At 68.8% G+C, this 26,471-nt stretch carries 21 protein-coding genes; 8 read left to right on the top strand and 13 right to left on the bottom strand.

The features are described from left to right. Positions 1 to 24: 24 nt before the first annotated feature. The 3 genes from ACFVY3_RS10240 to ACFVY3_RS10230 all read right to left on the bottom strand — a co-directional run bounded on the left by ACFVY3_RS10240 (position 25) and on the right by ACFVY3_RS10230 (position 3,459). The gene (locus ACFVY3_RS10240) at positions 25 to 1,239 is read right to left on the bottom strand and encodes an NADP-dependent malic enzyme (RefSeq protein ID WP_400159625.1); all 1,215 of its coding nucleotides are present in this window, start codon (positions 1,237 to 1,239) and stop codon (positions 25 to 27) included. Positions 1,240 to 1,457: 218 nt separating this feature from the next. Then, positions 1,458 to 2,054, bottom strand: a complete 597-nt coding sequence (locus tag ACFVY3_RS10235; protein ID WP_290257244.1) for a helix-turn-helix domain-containing protein — start codon at positions 2,052 to 2,054, stop codon at positions 1,458 to 1,460. Between the two features lie 124 nt (positions 2,055 to 2,178). Then, complete coding sequence (locus ACFVY3_RS10230; protein WP_400159624.1) at positions 2,179 to 3,459, bottom strand: MFS transporter; 1,281 nt, start codon at positions 3,457 to 3,459, stop codon at positions 2,179 to 2,181. A 97-nt stretch (positions 3,460 to 3,556) separates the two neighbouring features. Between ACFVY3_RS10230 and rraA the strand changes: the two genes are divergently transcribed. The 3 genes from rraA (at position 3,557) to ACFVY3_RS10215 (ending at position 7,427) form a co-directional block, all read left to right on the top strand. Then, a complete protein-coding gene (rraA, locus tag ACFVY3_RS10225) occupies positions 3,557 to 4,033 on the top strand; it encodes a ribonuclease E activity regulator RraA (RefSeq protein ID WP_290257242.1) in 477 nt (158 codons plus the stop codon). A 107-nt stretch (positions 4,034 to 4,140) separates the two neighbouring features. Then, on the top strand, positions 4,141 to 5,799 hold the full coding sequence (locus ACFVY3_RS10220) for an MDR family MFS transporter (protein WP_364138340.1): 1,659 nt from the start codon (positions 4,141 to 4,143) through the stop codon (positions 5,797 to 5,799). 188 nt (positions 5,800 to 5,987) lie between these two features. Continuing rightward, positions 5,988 to 7,427: a sugar porter family MFS transporter gene (locus ACFVY3_RS10215; protein ID WP_377970874.1), complete on the top strand. Its 1,440-nt coding sequence runs from the start codon at positions 5,988 to 5,990 to the stop codon at positions 7,425 to 7,427. A gap of 106 nt (positions 7,428 to 7,533) precedes the next feature. Here ACFVY3_RS10215 and ACFVY3_RS10210 read toward each other — a convergent pair whose 3' ends face one another. Further along, positions 7,534 to 8,760: an MFS transporter gene (locus ACFVY3_RS10210; protein ID WP_400159623.1), complete on the bottom strand. Its 1,227-nt coding sequence runs from the start codon at positions 8,758 to 8,760 to the stop codon at positions 7,534 to 7,536. Positions 8,761 to 8,836: 76 nt separating this feature from the next. After that, positions 8,837 to 9,295: a MarR family winged helix-turn-helix transcriptional regulator gene (locus ACFVY3_RS10205; protein ID WP_400159622.1), complete on the bottom strand. Its 459-nt coding sequence runs from the start codon at positions 9,293 to 9,295 to the stop codon at positions 8,837 to 8,839. A 150-nt stretch (positions 9,296 to 9,445) separates the two neighbouring features. On the opposite strand from ACFVY3_RS10205, the gene cycA reads away from it, so the two are divergent. Beyond that, on the top strand, positions 9,446 to 10,909 hold the full coding sequence (gene cycA, locus ACFVY3_RS10200) for a D-serine/D-alanine/glycine transporter (protein WP_400159621.1): 1,464 nt from the start codon (positions 9,446 to 9,448) through the stop codon (positions 10,907 to 10,909). 89 nt (positions 10,910 to 10,998) lie between these two features. On the opposite strand, the gene ACFVY3_RS10195 is transcribed toward cycA, so the two are convergent. The 3 genes from ACFVY3_RS10195 to ACFVY3_RS10185 are packed head-to-tail and all read right to left on the bottom strand — an operon-like array spanning position 10,999 to position 14,907. Continuing rightward, positions 10,999 to 12,147, bottom strand: a complete 1,149-nt coding sequence (locus ACFVY3_RS10195; RefSeq protein WP_290257235.1) for a mannitol-1-phosphate 5-dehydrogenase — start codon at positions 12,145 to 12,147, stop codon at positions 10,999 to 11,001. Next, positions 12,147 to 14,120 (bottom strand): PTS mannitol transporter subunit IICBA, encoded by a 1,974-nt coding sequence (locus ACFVY3_RS10190; RefSeq protein ID WP_400159620.1) that lies wholly within the window; start codon positions 14,118 to 14,120, stop codon positions 12,147 to 12,149. The genes ACFVY3_RS10195 and ACFVY3_RS10190 overlap by 1 nt, the downstream gene beginning before the upstream one ends. A 58-nt stretch (positions 14,121 to 14,178) precedes the next feature. After that, positions 14,179 to 14,907: a TetR/AcrR family transcriptional regulator gene (locus ACFVY3_RS10185; RefSeq protein ID WP_290257232.1), complete on the bottom strand. Its 729-nt coding sequence runs from the start codon at positions 14,905 to 14,907 to the stop codon at positions 14,179 to 14,181. A gap of 188 nt (positions 14,908 to 15,095) precedes the next feature. Here ACFVY3_RS10185 and ptsP point away from each other — a divergent pair, with 188 nt between their 5' ends. The 3 genes from ptsP to ACFVY3_RS10170 all read left to right on the top strand — a co-directional run bounded on the left by ptsP (position 15,096) and on the right by ACFVY3_RS10170 (position 17,563). Beyond that, entirely contained in the window at positions 15,096 to 16,781 is a 1,686-nt protein-coding gene (ptsP, locus tag ACFVY3_RS10180) for a phosphoenolpyruvate--protein phosphotransferase (RefSeq protein WP_400159619.1), read from the top strand. 54 nt (positions 16,782 to 16,835) lie between these two features. Then, positions 16,836 to 17,255 (top strand): helix-turn-helix domain-containing protein, encoded by a 420-nt coding sequence (locus ACFVY3_RS10175; protein ID WP_290257230.1) that lies wholly within the window; start codon positions 16,836 to 16,838, stop codon positions 17,253 to 17,255. Between the two features lie 74 nt (positions 17,256 to 17,329). After that, a complete protein-coding gene (locus tag ACFVY3_RS10170) occupies positions 17,330 to 17,563 on the top strand; it encodes a hypothetical protein (protein ID WP_290257229.1) in 234 nt (77 codons plus the stop codon). 36 nt (positions 17,564 to 17,599) lie between these two features. Here ACFVY3_RS10170 and ACFVY3_RS10165 read toward each other — a convergent pair whose 3' ends face one another. Then, on the bottom strand, positions 17,600 to 18,820 hold the full coding sequence (locus ACFVY3_RS10165) for a PucR family transcriptional regulator (protein WP_400159618.1): 1,221 nt from the start codon (positions 18,818 to 18,820) through the stop codon (positions 17,600 to 17,602). A 245-nt stretch (positions 18,821 to 19,065) separates the two neighbouring features. Here ACFVY3_RS10165 and ald point away from each other — a divergent pair, with 245 nt between their 5' ends. Then, a complete protein-coding gene (ald, locus tag ACFVY3_RS10160; RefSeq protein ID WP_290257227.1) occupies positions 19,066 to 20,184 on the top strand; it encodes an alanine dehydrogenase in 1,119 nt (372 codons plus the stop codon). Between the two features lie 109 nt (positions 20,185 to 20,293). On the opposite strand, the gene ACFVY3_RS10155 is transcribed toward ald, so the two are convergent. From ACFVY3_RS10155 to ACFVY3_RS10140, 4 genes are all read right to left on the bottom strand, one after another. Further along, complete coding sequence (locus ACFVY3_RS10155) at positions 20,294 to 21,358, bottom strand: Gfo/Idh/MocA family oxidoreductase (protein ID WP_400159617.1); 1,065 nt, start codon at positions 21,356 to 21,358, stop codon at positions 20,294 to 20,296. A 135-nt stretch (positions 21,359 to 21,493) separates the two neighbouring features. Next, complete coding sequence (locus ACFVY3_RS10150) at positions 21,494 to 23,206, bottom strand: ABC transporter family substrate-binding protein (RefSeq protein ID WP_400159616.1); 1,713 nt, start codon at positions 23,204 to 23,206, stop codon at positions 21,494 to 21,496. Between the two features lie 47 nt (positions 23,207 to 23,253). Continuing rightward, the gene (locus ACFVY3_RS10145) at positions 23,254 to 25,506 is read right to left on the bottom strand and encodes a dipeptide ABC transporter ATP-binding protein (protein WP_400159615.1); all 2,253 of its coding nucleotides are present in this window, start codon (positions 25,504 to 25,506) and stop codon (positions 23,254 to 23,256) included. Then, positions 25,503 to 26,471 (bottom strand): ABC transporter permease, encoded by a 969-nt coding sequence (locus ACFVY3_RS10140; RefSeq protein WP_377970888.1) that lies wholly within the window; start codon positions 26,469 to 26,471, stop codon positions 25,503 to 25,505. The genes ACFVY3_RS10145 and ACFVY3_RS10140 overlap by 4 nt, the downstream gene beginning before the upstream one ends.

The following is a 26,471-nucleotide window of genomic DNA, read 5'->3' as shown; positions in this document are numbered from 1 at the left end:
CTGCCCAGTCTAGGGCCGGCCCTCCTACCCCTCGGAGACCGCGGCGGCGACGGCGGCGGCCACCGCCGGGGCGACGCGCGGGTCCAGCGGACTGGGCACGATGTAGTCGGCCGAGAGGTCCTCCTCGGCCAGCGCGGCGATGGCCCGCGCGGCGGCCAGCTTCATGGCCGGGGTGATCCGGCGCGCACCGGCGTCGAGCGCGCCGCGGAAGATGCCGGGGAAGGCCAGGACGTTGTTGATCTGGTTCGGGAAGTCGCTGCGGCCGGTGGCGACGACGGCCGCGTACTTCGCGGCGACCTCGGGCAGCACCTCCGGGTCCGGGTTGGAGAGGGCGAAGACAATCGCTCCGCCGTTCATCCGGCCCAGGTGCGCCTCGTCCAGCCGGGACGAGGAGACGCCGATGAAGACGTCTGCCGCCTCCAGCGCCTCGCCCGGGCCGCCGCTGACACCGCGGGGGTTGCTGCGGGCCGCGAGCCGGGCCTTTTTGCTGGCCGGATCCGCGGCAATGTCCGCCCGCTCCCGGTTGATCACGCCGCGGGAATCCAGCAGGACGACGTCGTCGATTCCGGCGGTCAGCAGGATCTCGGCGACGGCGATTCCGGCGGCGCCGGCGCCGGAGACCACCACGCGCAGGCCCTCCAGGTCGCGGCCGGCGACCTTCGCGGCACCGGTGAGGGCGGCGAGGACCACGACGGCGGTGCCGTGCTGGTCATCGTGCATGACGGGGCAGTCGAGGGCCTCGATCAGCTTCTCCTCGAGCTCGAAGCAGCGCGGAGCCGAGACGTCTTCGAGGTTGACGGCGCCGAAGCTGGGCCGCAGGCGGACCAGGGTATCCACGATCTCGTCGACATCTGTGGTGTTGAGCACCAGCGGGATGGAGTCGAGGTCGCCGAAGGCCTTGAACAGGGCCGACTTGCCCTCCATCACCGGGAGGGAGGCGCTGGGGCCGATGTCGCCGAGTCCGAGGACGGCGGTGCCGTCGCTGACCACCACCACGAGGCGTTCGGCCCAGGTGAGGGTCTTGGCGAGTTCCGGTTCCGCGGCGATCGCCCGGCTGACCTGGGCGACGCCCGGGGTGTAGGCGATGGAAAGGTCGCGCTTGCTCTCCAGCGGGACGGTGCTGGCAATGGAGAGTTTTCCGCCCTGGTGGGAGGCGAAGATTTCCTGGTCGTCGATCGGGGCGGCTGCTGCCCCGGCTGCGTCGTCGGCGGAAGTGGGCAGGATGGTTTCAATGGACACGTCGTTGTCTCCTGGGGCTGACCGTGGGCATACGGCACTTGGCTGCCTGGGCGCGGACGCGCCCAGGGTGGTCGTGGGGAACTCCGGCGGCGGCCCCGGGGTGGCGGGCCTGCGGTGGAGATTCCGGAAAGTGCTGGCATGGCGCCGCTCCGGTGTTGCCATGGTAGCCAGAATCGGGGGCCGGGCCGGAGTCGGCCGGACACAAAGGAGTAACCGGTCTAGACCGGCTTGGCCGCCTGGGATCCGCGCTCGAAGAGGGAGCAGGCCCGCTTCAGGTCTTCCTCGGCCTCGAAGAGCGAGAGCCTGCGGCACCGCACGGACTGCACCAGCCCGGACACGGTCAGCAGCAGGACCCGGGACACCACGGGGTCGCCGCTGACGGCAGTGACGGCCTTCTCCGCCGTCGCGTCGATGTCGCGAAGCAGGCGGGTGGTGTCCGTGTCCTTGGCGTACACCACCCGGTTCAGGCACTGTTCCACCGCCGGCTGCATCAGGCGCATGTGGAAGATCTCCATCACGACGCCCACCAGGACGTGCACCGGGGCGCGGGTCCCCGCGGGCCGGTCCCCCACGTGCAGCTCGCCCAGCTGCTTGCGGTAGAGGGCCAGCATCAGCTGGGTGGAGGAGGGGAAGTACCGGTAGAGGGTACCCAGCGGCACGTCGGCCTTGGCGGCCACTTCGGAGAGCACGACGGCGTCGAGGCCGGTGCGGGCGAATCCGGCGGCGACGTCGAGGATGCGGGCATAGCGCTGCCGCTGCCGGGGCAGCGTGGGCGGCGGCGCCATCGGGGGAAGATCGGAAAGAGACTCAGGCATCGGCAAGGTTCCGGGGTCGTTTTCTCGGCACTGCGGAGGCGTGCTCCGCCGGGGTGCCGCGGGAATCCCGTCCACTATACGGCACCGGGCTGGGCGCCCGGCCAGTCACAGGGGAGCCTGCGGCTCAGTCCACGCCCTTGATTTTCACGACGAATACCGCGCCCAGCAGCCCGATCACAGCGGCCGCCACGTAGAGCGAGACGTACCCGCCCCAGAGGGCGACGAACGGGTAGGCGATCAGCGGCGCGAGCACCTGCGGGAGCGAGTTGGCGATGTTGATGACGCCCAGATCCTTGCCGCGGCTCAACGCCGTCGGCAGCACCTGGGTGATCAGCGCGAAGTCGACGGCGAGGTAGGCGCCGAAGCCGATGCCGAGCACCGACGCGCCCACCAGGGCCCCAGGCCAGGTGGGGTCGAAGGCCAGGACCAGGGCGGCCGCGGCGATCACGGCGGAGGAGATGATGACCAGGGGTTTGCGCCGCCCCATCCGGTCGCTGAGCCGGCCGCCGATCACGCTGGTGATGATCACCATCACCGCGTACAGGCCGGTCAGGATGAGCACGCCGAATTCGGCCTCAATGCCCTGGGTTTCGCGGAGCCGGACCGCGTCCGTGAGGAAGAATAGGAGGTAGAGGGTGATCATGTGGTTGCCGATGTTCACCAGCAGCCGGGTCAGCCAGGCCCAGGCGAAGTCCGGGTACCGGGCCGGGGAGACCCAGAAGCTGCGGAGGAAGGCGGCCAGCGCGAACGGCGGACGCTCCCCCGGCGGGAGGGCGACGTCGTCGTTGCGCCGGTAATACAGCACGACGCCGGCGAGCAGGACGGCCGCGCAGAGGACATAGCCCAGGCCAAAGTGCCCGGCGACGACGGCGGCGATCACGGCTCCCAGCAGGATGCCGACGGTCTGGCCCATCGCGGCGAGGCCCCCCACGGTGCCGCGCTGGGCGACGGGGACCCAGTCCGGGATCGCCGCGGTGATGGCGGCGTAGGCGGCGTTGCAGCCGGCTTGGACCAGGCACCACAGCAGCGCCATGACGGCCACGTTCGGCGCCCCGGCGAGCGCCATCAGGGCGGCGGCGCCCAGCACCGCGCCGAAGACCACCCACGGGACCCGCCGGCCCCGCCGTGCCGCGGTGCGGTCGCTCAGGGCCCCGCTCAGCGGGTTCGCCACCACGGACACCGCCGCACCCGCCCCGGTGACCAGGGCCAGGATGGCTTCCTTCTGCCCCTCGTCGAACACCGCTGCCTGCTGGCCGAGGAGGACCTGGAGCGGGCCGAAGAAGGCGGCGTTGATGCCCACGTTGACCAGGACGACGCCGGTGGTCCACACCGGCCGGACGGGCCGGACCGGTTCGGCGGTGGCGGCCGAGGCGCTCCCGGCGGCCGGCAGATCGGACAGGCTCATGCGGTTCCCCCCGGAACGGATGTCTGGCGCGGTGGACCAGGCTGGGGCCAGACTATCGTGGGCTGCAAGAGCCACACCCGCCGCCAGAGGAGACGCCATGACCCAGACGCCCGTCAACACCGCCGACCTGTACGACGAGCGCGGGGAGGAGTTGGACTCCGTGGCCCTGCAGTTCCAGTCGCTGGGCGGGCGGAGCCACTTCGCCGGCCCGGTCCGGACCATCCGCTGCCTCGAGGACAACGGCCTGGTCAAGAGCGTGCTGGCGACCCCGGGCAACGGCGCGGTCCTGGTGGTCGACGGCGGGGGCTCGCTGCGCACCGCCCTGATGGGGGACATGATCGCCGCGAGCGCCGTGGAGAACGGCTGGGCCGGCGTCGTCATCAACGGCGCCATCCGGGACCGCGTGGCCATCGCCGGGCTCCCGCTGGGCGTCAAGGCCCTGGGCAGCAACCCGCGCAAGAGCGCCAAGAACGGCGCCGGTGAACAGGACGTGGAGCTGGTGATTGACGGCGTCAGCATCCGGCCCGGGCAGTGGATCTGGTGCGACCCGGACGGCATCCTGCTGGAGCGTTGAGACCGCCAGGAAAATTGGCCGGAAAATCAGGAACAAAGCTGGCACTAAGATAGTTACTGAAAGCAACCTTTGTGCTTAAATCCTGAATCTTTCCCCTTGGAGCAGTCATGTCCACCACCACCTCCGCCCGCCTGCCCGGCGAGGTCCTGACGCACCGTCAGACCATCACCGTCATGGTGGGCCTCATGCTCGGCATGTTCCTCTCGTCGCTGGACCAGACGATCGTCTCGACGTCCATCTACACGATCGCCAACGACCTCGACGGCCTCTCGCTGCAGGCCTGGGCGACGACGGCCTACCTGATTACCTCCACGGTGAGCACCCCCCTCTACGGCAAGCTCAGCGACATCTTCGGCCGCCGACCCCTGTACCTCGCAGCCATCCTCATCTTCCTGGCCGGGTCCCTCTACGCCGGGTCCGTCCACTCCATGACCGAGCTGGCGATTGCCCGCGGCATCCAGGGCATGGGCGCCGGCGGCCTGCTGGCCCTGGCGCTGACCATCATCGGCGACATCGTCGCCCTCAAGGACCGCGCCAAGTTCCAGGGCTACTTCATGTCCGTCTTCGGCGTCTCCTCCGTGCTGGGCCCGGTCATCGGCGGCGCGTTCGCCGGTTCCGCGAACATCCTCGGCTTCGACGGCTGGCGCTGGGTCTTCTTCATCAACATCCCGATCGGCCTGGCCGCCCTCGCCGTCGTCTTCCTCTATCTGCACCTGCCCGCTAAACACCTCAAGCAGAAGATCGACTACTGGGGCGCCGCCGCCATCACCCTGGCGATCGTGCCGCTGCTGCTGGTCGCCGAACAGGGCCGCACCTGGGGCTGGGCCTCCACGGGGGCCTTCCTCTGCTACGGGCTCGGCGTCGTCGGCATCGCCGCGTTCTTGCTGGCCGAAAAGCGCGCCGGTGACTACGCCCTGATCCCGCTTCGCCTCTTCCGCAACACCACGTTCGGGCTGTCCTCGCTGCTGAACTTCATCATCGGCATCGGCATGTTCGGCGCCATCGCGATGCTGCCCATGTACCTCCAGCTGGTCAAGGGACTCACCCCCACCGAGGCCGGCCTGATGATGATCACCTTCACGGTGGGCATCCTTACCGGCTCCATCACCGCGGGCCGGACCATCTCCGCCTCGGGCACCTACCGGATCTTCCCGATCCTGGGCACCGCGGTCCTGACCGGCGCCGCCGTCGTCATGGGCCTGTCCCTGGGTGTGGACACCCCGCTGTGGGTCCCCGGCGCGATCGCCGTGTTCTTCGGCCTGGGCCTGGGCTTCTGCATGCAGCCGCTGACCCTGGCCATGCAGGTCTCAGTCCCGCCCAAGGACATGGGCGTGGGCACCTCCTCGGCCGCGTTCTTCCGCTCCATGGGCGGCGCCGTCGGCACGGCCGTGTTCATCTCCATGCTGTTCAGCCTCGCGGCGGACAAGGTGGGCAACGGCATGAAGGCCGCCGTCCAGAACGCCGACTACCTGAAGGTGCTCAAGGACCCGGCGGTGGCGGCTGATCCGGCGAACGCCAAGCTGTACGCCTTCTTCAAGGACGGCGCCAGCAACGATTCGCTGAACGACACGAGCTGGCTGCACACCGCCAACCCCGAGTTGACCCGCCCGATCACCGAGGGCTTCGCCCAATCGATCGACGCCGTCATGCTCACCGCGGCCATCCTCACCGGCATCGCGTTCCTGATCACCTTCGCGCTGCCGAACAAGAAGCTCACCGACCCGAAGGCCGCCGCCCGGGAAGGCGCCGCTGCCGCGGCGCACTGACCCGGGCGAAGGGTGACACCCTCCGGCGGGAGCGGCTTCGGCCGTCCCCGCCGGAGGCGCCTAACCGCCCGGTTCCGCTATGTTTCGGCTCACTTTCGCGGTCCCCGTGACGTGCACCATGCGGGGACCGGTGTAAAACTGGATAGTTGCGGCGCAAGCCGCTGACCACGATTTGCCGAGGGAGCCATATGACCACCACCCAGGACCAGACCGCCGCGAAGATTCCGAAGCGGGTCATCTGGCTAGCCGTGGCGGGCGCCGTCGGCGGCTTCCTCTTCGGCTTCGACTCCTCCGTCGTCAACGGCGCCGTCGATGCCATCAAGGAACAGTTCGCCCTCAGCGAGGCCGTGACCGGCTTCGCCGTCGCCGTCGCCCTGCTGGGCTGCGCGGCCGGCGCCTACCTCGCCGGGAAGGTCGCGGACCGCTATGGCCGCATCCCGGCGATGAAACTGGGCGCCCTGCTGTTCCTGGTCAGCGCCTTCGGCACCGGTTTCGCCTTCGGCGTCTGGGACCTGATCTTCTGGCGCCTGATCGGCGGCCTGGGCATCGGCCTCGCCTCGGTGATCGCCCCCGCCTACATCTCCGAGATCTCCCCGCGGCACGTCCGAGGCCGGCTGGCCTCGCTGCAGCAGCTCGCCATCACCACCGGTATCTTCGCGGCCCTGCTCTCTGACGCCCTGTTCGCCAACACCGCCGGCGGCGCCGACCAGAACCTTTGGTTCGGCATCGAGGCCTGGCGCTGGATGTTCATTGCAGGCGCCGTCCCCGCCGTGATCTACGGCTGGATCGCGTTCACCCTGCCGGAATCCCCGCGGTTCCTGGTGGTCAAGGGCAAGGACGAGGAGGCCCGCAAGGTCTTCAAGTCAATTGCCCCGAACGAGGACACGGACCGTCACCTGCGCGACATCAAGGACGCCATCGAAGAGGACAAGATCGCCGGCAAGAAGGGTTCGCTGCGCGGCAAGGCCCTGGGCCTGCAGCCGGTGGTCTGGATCGGCATCATCCTCTCCGTGCTGCAGCAGTTCGTCGGCATCAACGTGATCTTCTACTACTCCACCACCCTGTGGAAGGCCGTCGGGTTCCAGGAAAAGGACTCGCTGACCATCTCGGTAGCCACGGCCATCACCAACATCCTGGTCACCCTCGTGGCGATCGCCCTGGTGGACCGGGTGGGCCGCCGCCCCATCATGCTGGCCGGTTCGATCGGCATGGCCGCCTCGCTGGCCACCATGGCCGTGGCCTTCGGCTCCGCGACCGGCTCGGGTGAGAACATCACGCTCCCCGGCGGCTGGGGCCCTGCGGCGCTGGTGGCCGCCAACGTCTTCGTCATCAGCTTCGGCGCCTCCTGGGGTCCGCTGGTGTGGGTGCTGCTGGGCGAGATCTTCCCGTCCCGCATCCGCGCCCGCGCGCTCGGCCTGGCCGCGGCCGCCCAGTGGATCGCCAACTTCGCCATCACGCTGAGCTTCCCCGTCATGGCCGCCGCATCGCTGCCGCTGACCTACGCCATGTACGCCCTGTTCGCGGCGGCGTCGTTCTTCTTCGTGATGTTCAAGGTCCCGGAGACCAACGGCATGGCCCTGGAGCACGCCGAGACGCTGTTCGTCCCGAAGGGTTCCGCCAAGAAGTAAGCAGCCCAGCGGGCAGCCCAGTCGGCAACTCAGCCTGTAAAAGCACAAAGGTCAGGCCCATGTTTCCGCGGAAACATGGGCCTGACCTTTTGTTACTACCGGACGGCTAGACCAGGTGCGGCTCGTGCGAGCTGAGGAACCGGCGTCCGCCGAGAACCACCGCGATGGCCACGGCCATGGCGACGGCGGCCGCGAAGAACGGCACCTGCGGGCCGAAGTGCTCGCCCAGCTGGGCGGCGGCGAACGGCGCCAGCGCGCCGCCCATCCAGCGCACGAAGTTGTAGCCGGCGGAGGCCACCGGACGCGGGGAGTCGGAGACGCCCATGGCCAGTTCGGTGTAAATCGTGTTGTTCACGCCCAGCAGGGCGCCGGAGACCACCACGAGGGTGACGACGGCGGGTACCGAGTGGCCCGCGGACAGGCCCAGGCCCACCAGGTCCAGCATCAGCAGGGCCAAGGTGCCGGAGAGGACCCGGACGGCGCCAAAGCGGCGCTGCAGGGCGGGGGCCACGAAGACGGAGAACACGGCGACGGCGACGCCCCAGCCGAAGAAGACCGCGCCGATGCCGTAGGCGTCCATCCCGAGGATGAACGGGGTGAAGGCAAGGATGGTGAAGAAGCCGTAGTTGTAGAACAGTCCGCTGGCGGCGGTGGTGCGCAGGCCCTTGTGGCCCAGGGCCAGCAGCGGGTCGCGGAGCCGGACCTTGCGTTCGGGCAGCGGCGTCTTGGGCAGCAGGGCAATCAGGGCGATGAAGGCGGCGGCCATCAGCACAGCAGTACCGAAGAACGGGGCGCGCCACTGCCAGCCGCCCAGCAGGGCGCCGAGCAACGGGCCGAGCGAGATGCCCAGGCCGAGGGCGGCCTCATAGAGGATGATCGCAATTCCGGCGCCGCCGCTGGCCACGCCGACGATCACGGCCAGGGCGGTGGCCACGAAGAGGGCGTTGCCCAGACCCCAGCCGGCGCGGAAGCCCACGAGCTCACCGACGGATCCGGAGAAACCGGAGAGGGACGCAAAGATGACGATGATCGCCAGGCCGGTCAGCAGCGTGCGCTTGCCGCCGATCCGGGAGGAAACGAAGCCCGTGATGAGCATGGCGATGGCCGTGACCAGGAAGTAGCTGGTGAACAGCAGCGAAACCTGGCTGGGGGTGGCCTCCAGGTTCTTGGCGATGGCCGGGAGGATGGGATCCACCAGGCCGATGCCCATGAAGGCGAAGACGGCCGCGAGGGCCGTGGCCCACACCGCCTTCGGCTGCTTGAGGAACGAGGCCTTTTCGGCTTCGAGGGTTGATGATGCTTCCGGCGCTGGGGCCGTGAGCTGGCCGTCCATGGAGGGCGCTCCTAGGGTCGTGGATGTACGGGGTGGTCTGTGTGGCGCCGGGCGGGGCCGGCGCGGTGGCCGCGGGTCAGGTCTGGACGGATTCGTTGATCCGGCCGATCACCGGCATGGCGGCGGCCAGGGCCCGCCGGTCCTCCTCCGGGAGGCCGCCGAGGATCTGCGCCATGACGGCGTTGCGGCGGGCGTTCGCGGATTCGACGGCGGTGTGCCCCGCGGCGGTGAGCCGGACGCGGACGGCCCGGGAATCGGCGGGGTCCGCCTCCCGCAGGACCAGGCCCGCGCGCTCGAGCTTGATGATCTGCTCCGTGGCGCTGGGGACCTTGACGCCCTGGTTCCGGGCGATCTCGCCCACCCGGACGCCGCCGTCGGAGTCCGCCTCCAGCAGCATCTTGAGGGTGCTGATCTGGGCGGCACTGAGCTCGCCGTCGGCGTCGAGGCGGCGCACCAGGTAGATGCTGTGCCGCAGCGCCTCGCGGAAGTCCTGGGCCAGGGCGAGCAGGTCCTCGCAGGGGGTCTCGTCATTCATACTTAGGAAGCCTAACAGTTAGGGTGCCTAAGAGTCAATGATGACGCCGGGACGACCCATAAGGCACGCCCAGGGCTAAACCTGTACTTTAGGAGGGCTGATTTGTAACCGCCGTCACCCCTTCGGCGGACCATTCGAAGGATCGTTGATATGCCCGAACAGACCACCGCGGGGCAAAGAACTGCCTCCAGCCGGGACACCGAGCCCCACCTCGCCCGCTCGCTGAGCAACCGCCACATCCAGCTGCTCGCCATCGGCGGGGCCATCGGCACCGGGCTCTTCATGGGCTCCGGCAAGACCATCTCGGTGGCCGGCCCGTCCGTGATCTTTGTGTACATGATCATCGGCTTCATGCTCTTCTTCGTGATGCGCGCCATGGGCCAGCTGCTGCTCTCCAACCTGAACTACAAGTCCTTCAGCGACTTCGCCGGCGACCTGCTGGGCCCGTGGGCCGGCTTCTTCACCGGCTGGACCTACTGGTTCTGCTGGGTGGTCACCGGCGTCGCCGACGTGATCGCGATCGCCGGTTACGCCGAGGAGCTCTGGCCCGGCATCCAGCTCTGGGTCCCCGGCATCGCCACGATCGTCATCCTCCTGCTGCTGAACCTGCCCACGGTCAAGGCCTTCGGCGAGACCGAGTTCTGGTTCGCGCTGATCAAGATCGTGGCGATCGTCGCGCTGATCGTGGTGGGCCTGGTCATGATCTTCACCGGCTTCCAGTCCAACGCCGGCACCGCCTCCTTCAGTAACCTGTGGAGCCACAGCGGCTTCTTCCCCAAGGAGTTCATGGGCTTCGTGGCGGGTTTCCAGATCGCCGTGTTCGCCTTCGTCGGCATCGAACTCGTGGGCACCGCCGCGGCGGAGACCAAGAACCCGGAGCACAACCTGCCGCGGGCCATCAACGCCATCCCGCTGCGCGTCATGCTGTTCTACGTCGGCGCCCTGATCATTCTGATGTCCGTCACCCCGTGGACCGGCTTCAAGGCCGGGCAAAGCCCCTTCATCGCGATGTTCTCCCTGGCCGGCCTCGGCATGGCGGCCACGGTGGTGAACCTGGTGGTGCTGACCTCCGCGATGTCCTCGGCCAACTCCGGCATCTACTCCACGTCCCGGATGGTCTACGGCCTGGCGAACGACGGCGACGCCCCCAAGGTCTTCGGCAGGCTCTCCAGCCGCAAGGTCCCGCAGAACGCCCTGTTCCTCTCCTGCGTGCTGCTGCTCGCCGGCGTCGTGCTGCTCTACGCGGGCAAGGACGTGGGCACCGCGTTCGACATGGTCACCACCGTCTCGGCGGTCTGCTTCATGTTCGTCTGGAGCATCATCCTGGCCAGCTACCTGGTCTTCCGGAAGCGCCGGCCGCAGCTGCACGACGCCTCCACCTTCAAGATGCCCGGCGGCATCCCGATGGTGTGGGTGGTGTTCGCGTTCTTCGCGTTCCTGGTCTGGGCGCTGACCACCCAGCCGGACACCCTGGTGGCCCTGCTGGTCACCCCGCTGTGGTTCGCCATCCTGGGCGTCGCGTTCGCCGTCGTCCGGCGGTCCCCGCTGCACCAGGCCCGGGTGGCCGAGTGGAAGTCCATGGCCGACGCCGAAACCGCCGCCGCCCGCCCCTGACGCTCCCGCAGGTCCTGTAGCAAAACGACGGGCCCTCCCTCACATGATGTGAGGGAGGGCCCGTTGTTTGTTGGTGCAGCAGAACGCCGTCAGAGCGCGGCCTTGGCCTCCGTGACCAGGGCGCAGACGGCGGGGAACAACGGATGGGTCGGCTCCAGGCCGGTGATCCGGGCGGTGGCGTCCTCCGGGCTGGAGGACGCCAGGATCTGGCCCAGCTCCACGGCCTCGGCATCGGCCGGGTCGTTGAAGCGCAGCGCGGCGGCCATCGCCCCGAGGAGCGCTTCCGGGACGATGCCCCGCTCGGCCAGCTCGGCGGCCGGTCCGATGAAGCGCTCGTGCCGGCTGAGCTTGCGCAGCGGTGCCCGGCCCACCCGGTTCACGGTGTCCGGCAGGTACGGGTTGGTGAAGCGGCCCAGGATCTTCTGCACGTAGGCTTCCTGCTCGTCACGGTTGAAGCCGTGCTTGGCCACCAGCAGTTCCTTGGTCTCGTCCAGGACGGCCCGCACGTCCGCGGCCACGTCCTGGTCCGCCATGGCGTCCGAGATCTTCTCCAGCCCGGCGTCGAAGCCGAAGTACGCCGCGGAGGCGTGCCCGGTGTTGACGGTGAACAGCTTCCGCTCGATGTAGGGGCCCAGGTCGTCGACGAACGTGGCGCCCGGGATGACCGGCTGGTGGTCCCCGAACGGTGTCCGGTCGATGACCCACTCGTAGAAGGTCTCGACGGTGACGTCCAGGCCCTGGCCGGCCTCCTGGTTGGGCACGATCCGGTCCACGGCCGTGTTGGCGAACACCGCGGCTGCCGCCAGGTCGCCGGCGGCCGGATCCCACTGGGCGGTGATTTCGGATTTCAGGATGTCCGTCGCGTTGATGGCGTTCTCGCACGCCATCACCTGCAGCGGAGCCAGCCCCGCCGCGCGGGCCGCGATCCCCTTGGCGATCACGGGCGCCACGAACTTGAGGATGTGCGGCCCGACGGCGGTGGTGACGACGTCCGCCGTCGCGATCTCCGCGACGACGGCGTCCTCTTGGCTGCCGGAATTCAGCGCGCGGAAGTTGTCCACCGTGCGCACGGCCGGGGTCTCCCCCACCTCGTGTACCCGGTAGCTGTCCGCCGCGGCGAGCTGGGAGATCAGCGCGTCCGCGACATCCGCGAACACCACCTCATAGCCCGCCTCATGCAACAGCAGCCCGACAAACCCTCGGCCGATGTTCCCGGCTCCGAAATGAACAGCCTTCACTAGTCATTGACCTTTCCCAGCAGGTCCAGCACTTCGTCGACGGTGGTGGCCGCCTCCAGTTGTGCGACCTGCGCCTTGTTGGTGAACACCTTCGCGATCGAGGAGAGGATCTGCAGGTGCTCGTTGTTCACGCCGGCGACGCCGACGACGAACTTGACCTCTTTACCGTTCCAGTCGATACCCTCCGGGTACCGGACCACGGACACCGCGGACTTCATGATGTGGTCCTTGGCGGCGTTGGTGCCGTGCGGGATGGCGAGGTAGCTGCCCATGTAGGTGGAGACAGATTCCTCGCGTTCGTGCATGGCGTCCAGGTAGCCGGAATCGACGGCGCCACGGTCCAGCAGGAGCCGGCCGGCCTCGTCGATCGCGCCGTCACGGGTGGTGGCGGAGCCTTGCAGGACCACGCTGTCGGCCACCAGGATGTCCGACGGTGCGGCCGTCCCGGCTTCCGCGGGAGCGGTTGCGGTTCCGGCAGGCGCGGCGGTTCCCGCGGCAACGGCGCCGGAGGCGTCCGCCGGGGCGTTGCTGCTGCGGACCAGCTCCACGACCTCGTCATAGCGCGGCGAGTTCATGAAGTTGTCCACGGAGACGTGCACGGCGCTGGCGGTAACGGGCCTGGCCCGTTCGGTCAGGTCCTGGTGGGTGATGACGACGTCGTAGCTGTCGCTGAGGTTGGCGATGGCGGAGTTGGTGACTTTGACGTCCGGGTAGCCGGCCGCCTTGATCTTGTTCCGCAGTACCGAGGCGCCCATCGCGGAGGAGCCCATGCCGGCGTCGCATGCGAAGACAATGTTCTTCACCGGTCCGGCCAGCACGGCGACGCCGCCGGCACCCGCACCGGCGCCCGTGAGGGCGGAGGAGACGGAGCTCTTCTTGCCCTTCATGGCTTCCATCCGGCTGGTGGCGGCGCCGAGTTCGTCGCCCTCGACGTCCTTGCTGGACTTGAGGATGACGGACGCGATCAGGAAGGACACCGTGGCCGCCAGCACCACGGACAGTCCCACGCCCAGCAGGCTGTCCGCCGGGGTGGCGGCGAAGACGGCGATGATGCTGCCCGGCGCGGCCGGCGAGCGCAGGCCGGCGCCGGTGAGGACCAGGGTGAAGATGCCGGTCATGCCGCCGCCGATCGCGGCGAGGATGATGATCGGCTTCATCAGCACGTACGGGAAGTAGATCTCGTGGATGCCGCCGACGAACTGGATCAGCGCGGCGCCGGGGGCCGAGGCCTTGGCCATTCCCTTGCCGAAGAGCATGTAGGCGAGCAGGATGCCGACGCCGGGGCCGGGGTTGGCCTCGAGCAGGAACAGGATGGACTTGCCCTGGGCGAGGGCCTGTTCGGTGCCCAGCGGGGTGAGGATGCCGTGGTTGACGGCGTTGTTCAGGAACAGCACCTTGGCGGGTTCGATGAAGATGCTGGTGAAGGGCAGCAGGCCGTTGTTGACCAGGAATTCGACGACGGCGCTTGCGCCGTTGCTGAAGGCCTTGACCACCGGGCCGATGACCAGCATGCCGAAGATGGCCATGATGGCGGCGACGATGCCGGCGGTGAAGTTGTCGATCAGCATCTCGAAGCCGGGCTTGACCTTGTTCTCCCAGAGGCTCTCGAGCTTCTTCATGATCCAGGCCGTGAGCGGGCCCATGATCATGGCGCCGATGAACATCGGGATGTCCGTGCCGACGATCACGCCCATGGTCGCCGCCGCGCCGACGACGCCGCCGCGGACGCCGTAGACCATCCGGCCGCCGGTGTAGCCGATCAGCAGCGGCAGCAGGTAGGTGATCATGGGGCCGACCAGCTTGGCCAGTTCGGTATTGGGGGTAAAGCCCGCCGGGATGAAGAAGGCGGTGATGATGCCCCAGGCGATGAAGGCGCCGATGTTCGGCATGATCATGCCCGAGAGGAAGGTGCCAAATTTCTGGACGCCGACCCGCACGCTGCTACGGGGTTTCGCAACTGTCTCTGTTGCCATGTGATTTCCTAACCGTGTTTTCCTGCTGCACCGCAGGAGTGTCCGATATTTCGACGAGCTAGCTGGTGGAACTGATGGAGATCCGGTGGAGCCATTCGAGGAAGAGCTTGAGTTCAGAGCTGGAGAGCTGGTCCGAGTGCGAGGACTGCAGGGCCGCGTTCAAGGCGATCGCGGCCACCACCACCGGCGACTTGCCGGGGTCTTCCGGGTCGGCCTCGCGGGCCAGATCGGTGGAGACGGCGAAGATCATGGCGTCCCGGGTCATGGCCGAGAGCTCCAGGTTCCGTTCGGGGGCCTTCTCCGTGATGAGCATCAGGGTGACGCCCACGTTTGCGGCCAGGATGCTGCGCGCCGCTTCCTTGGGCGGGACGGCCAGGTGGCCGGCCACGGCGGCCTTGTTCAGCATGCCTTCGAGCAGCGCCTCGGCGTCGGCGACGACGGCGGGGCGGCTTTCGGGGCGGATGTTACCGAACATGACCAGGTACAGCTCGGGCTGCTTCAGGCCGAACTGGACGTGCTTGTCCCACATCCGCCGGATGTTCTCCAGCGGACGTCCGGAGGGTTCGAAGTCCCGCTCCCCCGCCACGTACTCCTCGAAGCCGGCCGCTACGACGGCGTCGAACAGGCCTTCCTTGTCCCCGAAGTGGTGGTAGAGCGTGGGTGCCGTGACTCCGGCCAGCTGCGTGATCTGGCGGGTGGAGACGGCGGCGCCTCCGGATTTGGCCAGCAGTCCGGCGGCTGCGCGGAGCAGCCGGATTTTGGGCGGTAGCTGGCCATCGATACTCATAGCCGCTACCCTAGCACCTATAGCAACGCTATATGAAGTGCATCACAACACTTTTTTCCATCGACTTTTTCAGGTGCTTCGGGTTCCGGGTTGACGTAGTGGACGGCCCCGGGAAATCTAGGGTCTAGCGGCTCAGCAGCGGCATCTGAACCGTCTTACTGGCTCACGGCAGAGAATGAGGACTTTCAGTGCAGAACTTCCAAGGTGTAGGCGTCAGCCCCGGCCGGATCATCGGCACCATCCGTCAGATGCCAAAACCGGTCAGCGAGCCGCCCGCCGGAGAGCAGCTGCAAGCCGGCGTCTCCGCCGAGGATGCGACGGCAGCGCTGAAAGCCGCCGCGAAGGCCGTGCACGACCAGCTCAAGAACCGCGCCCAGACCGTCAGTGGTGACGGCAAGGCCGTGCTGGAGGCCACGGCCCTGATGGCCACGGACACCATGCTGCTGAAGACGGCCGGAAAGCTGATCGCCCGCGGCACCTCCAACCAGCGGGCCATCTGGGAGGCCGGCGCCTCCGTCTCGGAGATGCTGCACAACCTCGGCGGCTACATGGCCGAACGCGCCACCGACGTCCTGGACGTCCGCGCCCGGATCGTCGCCGAACTGCGAGGCGTGCCCGCCCCCGGTATTCCCAGCGCCGAGACTCCCTTCATCCTCATCGCCGAGGACCTGGCCCCGGCCGACACCGCCACCCTGGACCCGGAAAAGGTCCTGGCCCTGCTCACCGCCGGCGGCGGGCCGCAGTCGCACACCGCGATCATCGCCCGCTCGCTCGGCCTGCCCGCCGTCGTCGCGGCCGCGGGCGTGGACGCCCTGGCCGACGGCACCGAGGTCTACGTCGACGGCGCCGCCGGCACCATCACCGCCGAGCCCGGCGACGAACAGCGCCACGCGGCCGAAAAGTGGGCAGCTACCGCGTCGCTGCTGGCCGACTTCGACGGCACCGGAACGACGGCGGACGGGCACCAGGTGCCGCTGCTGGCGAACGTCGGCGGCGGCAAGGACGCGGCGGCCGCCGCCCGGCTCAACGCCCAGGGCGTGGGCCTGTTCCGCACCGAGTTCTGCTTCCTCGAACGCGACAATGAGCCGAGCGTGGACGAGCAGGCGGCCGCCTACAAGGAGGTGTTCGACGCCTTCCCCGGCAAGAAGGTGGTGCTGCGCACCTTGGACGCCGGCGCTGATAAGCCGCTGCCGTTCCTGACCGACGCCACCGAACCCAACCCGGCGCTCGGCGTCCGCGGCTACCGCACCGATCTGACCACCCCCGGCGTCCTGGAGCGCCAGCTGCAGGCGATCGCCCGCGCCGCGGCCGAGTCCGACGCCGACGTCTGGGTGATGGCCCCGATGATCTCCACCGCCGAGGAGGCGGCCCGCTTCGCCACCATGTGCGCGGAGGCCGGCCTGAAGACCCCCGGCGTCATGGTCGAGGTCCCGTCCGCCGCCCTCACCGCCGAAGCGATCCTGCGCGAGGTCTCCTTCGCCAGCCTCGGCACCAACGACCTGACCCAGTACGCCATGGCCGCGGACCGGCAACTCGGCCCCCTGGCCGGCCTGAACACCCCGTGGCAGCCCGCCGTGCTCCGCCTGGTGGGACTGACCGTGGAGGGCTCAATCGCCGAGGGCCACGGCAAGTCCGTGGGTGTCTGCGGCGAGGCCGCGGCGGACCCGGCCCTGGCCGTGGTCCTCACCGGCCTGGGCGTGACCACCCTGTCCATGACCGCCCGCTCCATCGCGGCCGTGGCCGCGGTCCTGAAGACCGTGACCCTGCCCGAGGCGCAGGAACTTGCGAAGCTGGCCCTCTCCGCCCCGAGCGCCACGGACGCGCGCGCCTGGGTCCGGGCCAAGCTTCCGGTCCTGGAGGAACTGGGCCTCTGAGCCGGACCTCCAAAGCAGCCGCCGCGGCGGGCCCGGGACGCTAGGATGCAGTCCATGACACTCATCGCGCCCCGGGTCACCGCCGCGCTCCCCGCCGAGGACGCCCAGGCCCTCCGCTACGCCCTCGACGGCAGCACCGACGTCACCGTTTTCGTCGACGGGACGGTCCACCGGCTGCCCGCCTCCGCCCGGGACGCCGTCGTGGATCTGCTGCAGCGCTTCAGCCGCGGCGAATCCGTCACGGTCAGCAGCGTCGAGGAGATGCTGACCACCTCACGGGCGGCCGAACTGGCCGGGATCTCGCACACCTACCTGCGCAACATGACGGACCGCGGGGAGATCCCGGTCCAGTACCGCGGGACGCACCGGCGGATCCGGCTGGCGGACATCATGGCGTGGCTGGAGACGCAGAAGAAGAGCGGGGCCGCGGCCGGGGAGCCCGCCGAGTCCCCCGTTTCCGCCGAAGAATCCTGACGGCGTGATAAGGATCAAGCAACAATCCGGCCCCGGGGCGAAAGTGCGGCGGACCCCGGGGTTACGCTGGAATTGTGGGTAAGTTCAGAGGGTGGCACATCCTGGCCGGCATCGCCGCCATGGTGATCACCGGCATCCTCGGAAACCTGATGGGGCTGAACAACACCGCCTCCTTCATGGCCAGCTGCGTGGTCTTCGTCGCCGTCGCCCTCTGGACCGAAAGCCGGCTCACGCGCCGCCGGCGGGAAACCGCCCGGCAGGCCCCGCGCGACTCGGTGCACGATCGCCCGGAGCCGGACGAGCGGTAGATTCCCGCTGGGTCCCTGGCCGTTGGCACCCGGCCGCTAGATCCTTGGCCGCTCGGCCCAGCGCCGCGCCTTGAGCGCCGCGTGCAGTTCCAGCCGGACCAGGCCCTTGAGCGGGTCGACGCCCAACAGCTGCCGGATCCGTCCCAGCCGGTTGTAGATGCTGCTGCGGTGCAGGTGCAGCTTCGCCGCGACGTCCTGGACCGAGCCGTCGTTGTCGTAGAACAGCTCCAGCACCGGCAAGAGCTCCCCGTTCCGGTCATGGTCGGCCAGGGTGCGGAAGTGCACCGACCCCGCATCGGCCCACGCCCCGGCGCCGCCGCCCGCGGAGGCCAGCAGCTGATAGATCCCGGTGGCCCGGCAGTCCACCAGCTCCCCCAGCTGCGGATCGACGGCGGCCGCCTGCGCCGCCTGGCGCGACTGCTGGTACGCCTCCACGAGACCCCGGGGCCGGGAAAATCCCTCCGAGGTTCCCAGGATGATCCGCCGGACGGGGCGGCCGGAGCGCTTGGCCAGTTCGAGTTGATAGTGCACCAGCACCTGGGCGTGATCCGCCCGGCCGGTGGACTCCTTGAACAGGATCACCGCGTGGGTCTCCGTTCCGGCGCTGAAGAGGGCCGCGTCCACGCCGATGGTGGCCTGCAGCGCGGCGGAGCGGTGGACCAGCGTGGCGTCCGTGGGGTCCGATCCCTCGGCCCAGCCGTCGGCGTCGAGCACGGTGACCAGCTGCCAGGGCCCGCGGCCCTGGACTTCCTTCCAGCCCGCGACGGCGGCGACGGCGTTCGCCTCCCCGCGGCAGGCGGCCAGGAACTCCCGTTCCCGGCGGCGGCGGAACTCGGATTCGGCGGTGTTGGAGTCCAGCAGCAGTGCCGAGAGCTGCTCGAGGTCGCGGGCCACGTCCGGCAGCTGGGCCAGGACGGATCCGGCGGTGGGTTCTCCGGCGTCGAGCTGGACCCAGAGGTAGCCCACCCGGAAGCCGCGGACCAGCAGGGGTACGCAGACCCGGCCCAGCATGCCCAGCTCCTCGTTCGCCGGGACCACTACCGGCCGGACCGCGGTGGCGATGCCGTGCGAGAGTTGCCAGGCGCTGACGTCCACCGGGACGCGCTTGCTGAGCAGGAAGTTCACCCGGACCCGGTCCGCGGCGGACTGGTTGGAGGAGTAGGCGAGCAGGACGCCGTCGAGGTCCTCGAGGGACAATCCGCGCCCGAGGCGCATGGCCACGCGCTCTACGAGCTGCTCGACTTCCTGCTGCTGCATGCTGCCACAGTACTGCCCCGCCCGGGCCGCGGCGAAGCCGGACGACTCCGGACAGCAGGCGACACCTGCCGCCTGCACCCTCGACATCTGTCGAATCACGCCGGATAACATCCGCGGAATGGCAAGGTTTTGGCGTCAGGCGGGCAGGACGTCCCTGTCGCCTGCCTCACAGCCGGTCCTATTCTGGAATCACGACTTCCCCCGTACACCCGGCCGGCCAGGCCGCCACTTTTGGAGCTTCACACATGATCATCGGTGTCCCCAAAGAGATCAAGAACAACGAATTCCGCGTCGCCATCACGGCGGCCGGCGTGCACGAATTCCGCCACCACGGCCACACCGTCCTGGTGGAGCGCGGCGCGGGCCTGGGCTCGGGCATCACGGACGAGGAATACGCCATCGCCGGCGCCGAGATCGTGGCCGAGGCCGACGACGTCTGGGCCCGCGCCGACATGGTGATGAAGGTCAAGGAGCCGGTCAAGGCCGAGTACCACCGCTTCCGCAAGGGCCTGATCCTCTTCACCTACCTGCACCTGGCCGCCGAGCCGGAACTGACCCAGGAACTGATCAACTCCGGCGTCACCGCGATCGCCTACGAGACCGTGCAGGAGGGCCGCGCGCTGCCGCTGCTGGCGCCCATGTCCGAGGTCGCCGGCCGCCTGTCGGTCCAGGTGGGCGCCACATCGCTGATGGCTCCGGCCGGCGGCAAGGGCGTGCTGCTCGGCGGCGTCCCAGGCGTCCGACCGGCCAAGGTCGTGGTCCTGGGCGCCGGCGTGGCCGGCACCAACGCTGCCGCCATGGCCCTGGGCCTCGGCGCGGACGTCACCATCCTGGACATCAACATCAACCGGCTGCGTGAACTGGACGCCCAGTACCAGGGCCGCCTGAAGACCGTCGCGTCCAACGCCTACGAGATCGAAAAGTCCGTGGTCGACGCCGACCTGGTCATCGGTTCGGTGCTGATCCCGGGCGCCAAGGCCCCCAAGCTGGTCACCAACGAGCTGGTCTCCCGGATGAAGCCGGGCTCGGTCCTGGTGGACATCGCCGTGGACCAGGGCGGCTGCTTCGAGGACACCCACCCCACCACGCACCAGGAACCCACGTACAAGGTCCACAACACGATCTTCTACTGCGTGGCCAACATGCCCGGCGCCGTGCCGAACACCTCCACCTACGCCCTGACCAACGTCACGCTGCGCTACGGCGTGGCGCTGGCCAACCTGGGCGTCAAGGCCGCGTTCGATCGGGACGCCTCCCTGGCCGCCGGCCTGAACATCGCCGCCGGCAAGGTGGCACACCGCTCCGTCTCCGAGGCGCACAACCTGCCCCTGGTCTCCGACTGGCACGAGCTCGTCTCGGCGTAACTCACACCGTCATCGTCCCGCTGCGCTGGGCGACAGACATCCTCTGCGTGCTGCTCCTTCGTCGCTTTGACGCACGCTGCCGGATGCCCGTCGTCCAGCGTTGCGCGTTTTAGGGCCTCTCCCCGGCCAGTTCCCGCGCCTGCTCGATGATCTCCAGGGCCTCGACGGCGTCCTGCGGATCGACCGGGAGGGGCAGGGGCGAGTTCGCGCCGCCGTCGGCGATCTTCTCCGCGAGCAACCGGTAGAACTCCGGGTAGGCGCCGCGTTCGGTGGGCAGCCGGTCCAGGTGGCCGTCACGGCCCAGCAGACCGGCCCACTCCGTGTGCTCGACCCCGTAGGACGCGTCCAGCGGGCTGCCGCCGGCCGCCAGGTAGGGTTCCTGCGGGTCCACGCCGTGTTTGGTGTAGCCGCCGCCGCTGCCCAGGATTCGGAACCGCGGCCCCTGCTGGGCGCAGAGCAGGTTCATCCAGAGGTGGCTCGTCACCCCGGAGTCGTGCCGCAGCGCCACGAAGGCGTCGTCGTCTGAGGCCCCGCCGGGCCGCCGCACGGCCAGCTCGGCATGGCGGAGCGTGGCGGGCCCGAAGAGCCGCAATGCCTGGTCCACCAGGTGGGTGCCCAGGTCGTAGAGCACCCCGCCGCCCTCGGCCGCCGTCGCCGCCGCCTTCCACGGCTTACTGACCGCCGGGGACCAGCGCTCGAACCGGGACTCGAAGCGCGCCACTTGGCCCAGGCTGCCGGCCGCCAGCAGACCGCGGACGGTCAGGAAGTCGCCGTCCCAGCGGCGGTTTTGGAACACGGTGAGCACCCGGCCCAGCCGCTCGGCCAGGCCGGTCAGCTCCCGGCCCTCGGCGCTGGTCACGGTGAACGGCTTGTCCACCACGACGTCGAGCCCGGCCTCCAGTGCGGCGCGGGCGAGCGGGTAGTGCGTGGCCGGCGGGGTGCCGAGCACCAGCAGGTCCAGGCCGTCCGCGCCCGCCAGGATGGCCTCCGGGGTGTCCACCAGCCGGGCGCCCGGGTAGCGTTCGGCGGCCGCGGCGCGCCGGCCCGGGTCCGCGGTGGCGATGACCTCCAGCGAATAGGCGGGGTCCGCGGCGATCAGGGGGGCGTGGAAGACGCTGCCGGAGAGGCCGAACCCGGCGACGGCGGTGCGGAGGGGGTGCGTGGGGGCTGCCATGGGTCCACGCTACCGGCCCCTTGCACACGGAGGGGCGCTCCCTCGGTTTCGGCTACAAAAAGGCGACGCTCCCCCACAAGGTGAGGGAGCGCCGCCCGAATTCCCGCTTAAGCTGCGGGAGCGTCGGAGGGGAGGTTACTTCTTTTCCCAGCCGATGGTGGTCCAGTCCGGAACCTGGGACAGGCTCTTGAACAGGGAGGGACCGTAGTTCGCCAGGCCCGTGCGGGCGAAGGAGATCTGCGGGCCGTTCATCACGACGCCCATGGAGAAGTACTTCGCCATGTGCTCCTTCTCGACCTCCATGGCCGCCTTGTTGCGCTCGGCGTTGTCGGCGATGGTGGAGAGCTTCTTGATCTTCGCGTCGAGGTCGGCGTCGCCGAGCTCGTTCTCGTTGGTCTTGGAGTCGTAGAACTGCTTGACGGAGTCGGTCGCGTCGGCGCCGACGGTGTAACCGGAGACGCTCAGGAAGAAGTCGCGGCTGCCCAGGACCTTGCCGAAGTCGGCGGAGGCGCGCTGGTCGATGCCGACATCCATGCCGCCGGCCTGGAGCTGCTTCTGCAGGGTCTGGGCGAAGGCGAGCGTGGTGGGGTCGTCACCGAAGTTGCTGATCTTGAAGGCGGCGGGGACGCCGTCCTTTTCCATGATGCCCGCGGCGTTGGCCTTGTAACCGGCGTCGGTCAGGACCTTCTTGGCGGCGTCGGGGCCGGTCTCGGTGACGGGGTAGTTGTCCTGGTAGTACTTCGAGAACGGCAGCAGCATCATCGAGCCGGAGCTTTCCTCTTCCCAGTTCAGCCCGTTGAAGCGGACCTTGCGGAGGGCCTCGCGGTCAACTGCGGTGAAGATCGCCTTGCGGATGGCGACGTCGGTCATCGGAGCCTTCTGGGCGTTGATGTTCAGGCCGCCGGCGAACAGGCGCTGGCCGCGCCGGATCTCGGAGTTCTTGGTGCCGTCGAGCTGCTTGTACGGCGTGATGGTGTTTGCGGACACACCATCGATTTCACCGTTCTTGAACGCAGCGATCGCGGCGCTGGACTCGAGCTGGCGGAAGACAACGCTTTCCAGCACCGGCTTGGTGCCCCACCACTTGTCGTTCGGGACCATGGTGACGGTCTTCGCGGCGGTGTCGTACTTGTCCACCTTGAACGGGCCGGCCATCCACTCGGGGTGCATGTCGCCGGTGAAGCCGGTGTTGAAGATCTCCGGGGTGTTGACGGCCGGGTGGATGAAGCCGGTGAAGAGGGAGTCCAGCGGGTAGACCGGCTGGGTGGTGGTGACAACGACTTCCTTGTCGTTGGCGCCGGCCTTGACCGAGTCGACGAACTCGTAGGCGCCGGACGTGACGATGTCGATGTCCTTGTTCTGCCCGTTGAGCATCTTCCAGGTGTTCTCGAAGGTCTTTACGTCGATCGGGGTGCCGTCGTTGAACGTGGCCTTCGGGTTCACCTTGATGGTGATGGTCTGCTTGCCGTCCTTGACGTCGCTCTTGACGTCCTCGCAGAAGTTCTTGTTCGGCGAGGCGGTGCCGTCGAAGTCGAAGTTCCAGCAGCCCCAGGTGCCGGCCTCGTCGATCGGGCGGTGCAGGGCGGTGTTGTCCGCGCTGTTGCCGGTGTTGGAGAAGCCGTTGAAGTCCGGGCCGATGTTGCCCAGCGGCAGGGTGAGCTTGCCGCCCTGCTGCAGGTCCTTCGGGTCCTTGGCGTTGATGCTGATGAGCTTGGACAGGTCGCTGCCCGAGTCCTGGCCCTTGGCGGCTTCCGGGCCCTTCGACCCGCCCCCGCCACCGCCGCAGGCGGTCAGCGCGAGAGCTGCCACGACGGCGGTGACGCCGCCGATCTTGGTGAGATTCTTCATTTTTCCCCTCATTTTTTTCTGTTGCACTGCTGCGCCTGACGGGTAGGTCAGGTGGTTTCGTGGACTACGAGCATGTCCGCGTCCAGGTCGCCGTCCGGGTAGAAGCAGGCGAATTGCTGGTCTGTGGGGGCCGACGGCGGACCGCCGGCCGGGCGGCCCGGGGCCGCCTCGGGATGTGCCGCGTTTTCGAGCACGGGCTCGATGGTCAGGCACTTCTCCTGCTTGGCGGGAGGAAGCGCGGCGAAGACCGGGCAGCGGGTCGCGAAGTTGCAGCCCTGCGGCGCATCCAGCGGCGAGGGCAGGTCACCCTGCAGGATGATCCGTTCCCGGGTGCGTTCGAGCCGCGGATCCGGCACCGGGATCGCGGAGAGCAGCGCCCGGGTGTAGGGGTGGCGGGGGCGGTCGAAGACCTCGTCGACGTCGCCGATTTCCACGATCTTGCCCAGGTACATGACGGCCACCCGGTTGGAGATGTGCCGCACCACGGACAGGTCGTGGGCCACCATCAGGTAGCTCAGGCCCAGTTCGGCGCGGAGCTGGTCCAGCAGGTTGATGACGCCGGCCTGGACCGAGACGTCCAGCGCGGAGACCGGCTCGTCCAGGACCACCAGTTTGGGATTGACCGCCAGCGCCCGGGCGATGCCGATGCGCTGCCGCTGGCCGCCGGAGAACTGGTTGGGGAAGCGGTTGACGTGGTCGGGCTGCAGGCCCACCAGCTCCATCAGCTCCATGATCCGTTTCCGGATCGCGGGCTTGGCCATGCCGGAGTTCTCCAGCGGTTCGGCCAGCACCTCGAAGACGGTGAAGCGCGGGTCCAGGGCGCCGGTGGGGTCCTGGAAGACCATCTGGAGTTCCCGGCGCATGGCGGCCTTGGTCTTCGCGTCCGAGGCGGCCTTGTTGCTCAGGCCGCCGATGGTGACCTCGCCGTCCTGGTCCCGGTGGAACTCCATGATCTCCAGGAGCGTGGTGGTCTTGCCGCAGCCGGACTCGCCCACGATCGAGAAGCACTCGCCCTCGCGGATGTCGAAGCTGAGGCCGTCCACGGCCTTGACAGTGCCGATCCGGCGCTTAATCAGGGAGCCCTTGAGCAGCGGGAAGTGCTTGCGCACGTCCGTCAGCTCCAGCACGGCCTTGCGGTCGGCGCGCGGGACGGCGTCGAACCGGGAGACCGGCACCTCGGGGGCGGAGAAGATCCGGTGCACGTCCACCCCGGCGCCCAGCTCTTCGCTCTTGATGCAGGCGGCGCGGTGCTCGAGTGTGCCGTCCCCGGCGCCGCCGACGGCCAGCAGCGCTGGCTCGCCGTCGAGGCATTCCTCCGTGGCCAGCGGGCAGCGGGGTGCGAAGGAGCAGCCGGTGGGGGCGTTGATCAGGTTCGGCGGGATGCCCTCGATCGGCACCAGCGAGGTCTTCTCGGCGGTGTCCACGCGGGGCACGGCGCCCAGCAGGCCCATGGTGTAGGGCATCCGCGGGTTGTAGTAGATGTCGTCGACGCTGCCGGTTTCCACCGGCCGGCCCGCGTACATCACCATGATGTCGTCCGCCATGCCGGCCACGACGCCCAGGTCGTGGGTGATCATGACGACGGCGGCGCCGGTCTCTTCCTGCGCGGTGTGCAGCACCTCCAGCACCTGCGCCTGGATGGTGACGTCCAGCGCCGTCGTCGGCTCGTCCGCGATCAGCACCCGGGGGTTGTTGGCGATCGCAATGGCGATCATCACCCGCTGCCGCATGCCGCCGGAGAACTCGTGCGGGAAGGCTTTGAGGCGGTCCTTCGGGCTGGGGATGCCCACCATGGCGAGGAGTTCGACGGCGCGCGCCTCCTTGGCCTGCTTGCTCATCCCGGGGTTGTGCACGGTGAGCGCCTCGATAATCTGGGCGCCCACGGTGTACACCGGCGTGAGCGAGGACAGCGGGTCCTGGAAGACCATGGCCATCTCGTTGCCGCGGTGGCGGCACATGGCCTTGTCGCTCAGGCCCAGCAGCTCGGTGCCGTGCAGCCGGACCGAGCCGCTGATATCGGCGGTTTCCGGGAGCAGGCCCATGATGGCCATGGAGGTCACGGACTTGCCGGAGCCGGATTCGCCCACGATGCCGAGGGTCTTGCCGGGCATCAGGTCGAAGTCGATGCCGCGCACGGCGTGGACCACGCCGTTCTCGGTGTTGAAGCGGACGTTCAAGCCCCGGACGGAGAGGACGGCGCCCGCGGGCGCACTATCGGCGCTGTGCAGGCCGGCTGCATGGAGGCGTTCGGTGGTATTGAGGCGTTCGGCGGTGCCGAGGCCGGTGGTGTCGCTGCTCATGCGGTGGCCTTCTTCCTTTTCTTGGCGCTGCCAATCGAGCTGGAGCTGGGGTCGAACGCGTCCCGGAGGCCGTCGTTCATCATTGCCAGGGACCCGGTGAGCAGGAACATCACGGTCAGCGGCACCCAGAACATCCACGGGAAGGTGGAGACCTGGGAAGTGGCCTGGCCGATCAGCACGCCCAGGCTCACGTCCGGGACCTTGATGCCGATGCCGATGAAGGAGAAGGCGACCTCGGAGAGGATGGCGCCGGTGACGCCGCGGGTGATGTCGAGCACCAGCAGCGAGCCGATGTTCGGGACCAGGTGACGCCAGACGATGCGCCGGGCGGGAACACCCATGTACTGGGCGGCCTTGACGAAATCCCGCTGCATCAGGGACATCGACAGGGACCGGATGAGGCGGGCGGTGCCCATCCAGCTGAAGACCAGCAGCACGATAATCAGCAGCAGCCAGCTGGGCAGGCTCTTCTTCAGCCCGTCCCCGCCGCCGCTCGTGGCCACGGCCACGACCAGCAGCGCCGGCATCATGATCAGCGCTTCGAGGATGAAGAGCATGACCTTGTCGACCTTGCCGCCGAAGTAGGCCATGGTGCAGCCGTACACGGCCGCGATCAGGACCGAGACCAGTCCCACCACCAGGCCGATGAGGATGGAGACCCGGGTCCCCTCGACGGTGAGCGCGTACAGGTCGATGCCGGCCTGGGAGGTGCCCAGCAGGTGCTCGGCGGAGGGTTCGGTGCCGATGTTGAACGGGTCGATGGTCTCCTTGTCCCAGCTGGAGAGTGCCCCGCCGAAGAAGGAGAGCAGGGTCAGCAGGATGAAGATGACGAGCCCGGCGACGGCGGTCTTGTTGCGCAGGAAGCGGCGGAGGATGATCCGCGACTTGGCGATGACGACGTCGCCGTCCTCGATCTTTGCTTCCTCGGCGACCGCGGCCGGGTCGATGGCGTTGAGGTTGGTCAT

This window comes from Arthrobacter sp. BPSS-3 (assembly GCF_044628475.1).
GTDB lineage: Bacteria > Actinomycetota > Actinomycetes > Actinomycetales > Micrococcaceae > Arthrobacter.
The sequence above is the reverse complement of the archived record's forward strand: the minus strand, read 5'-3'. Positions and strand labels throughout refer to the sequence as shown.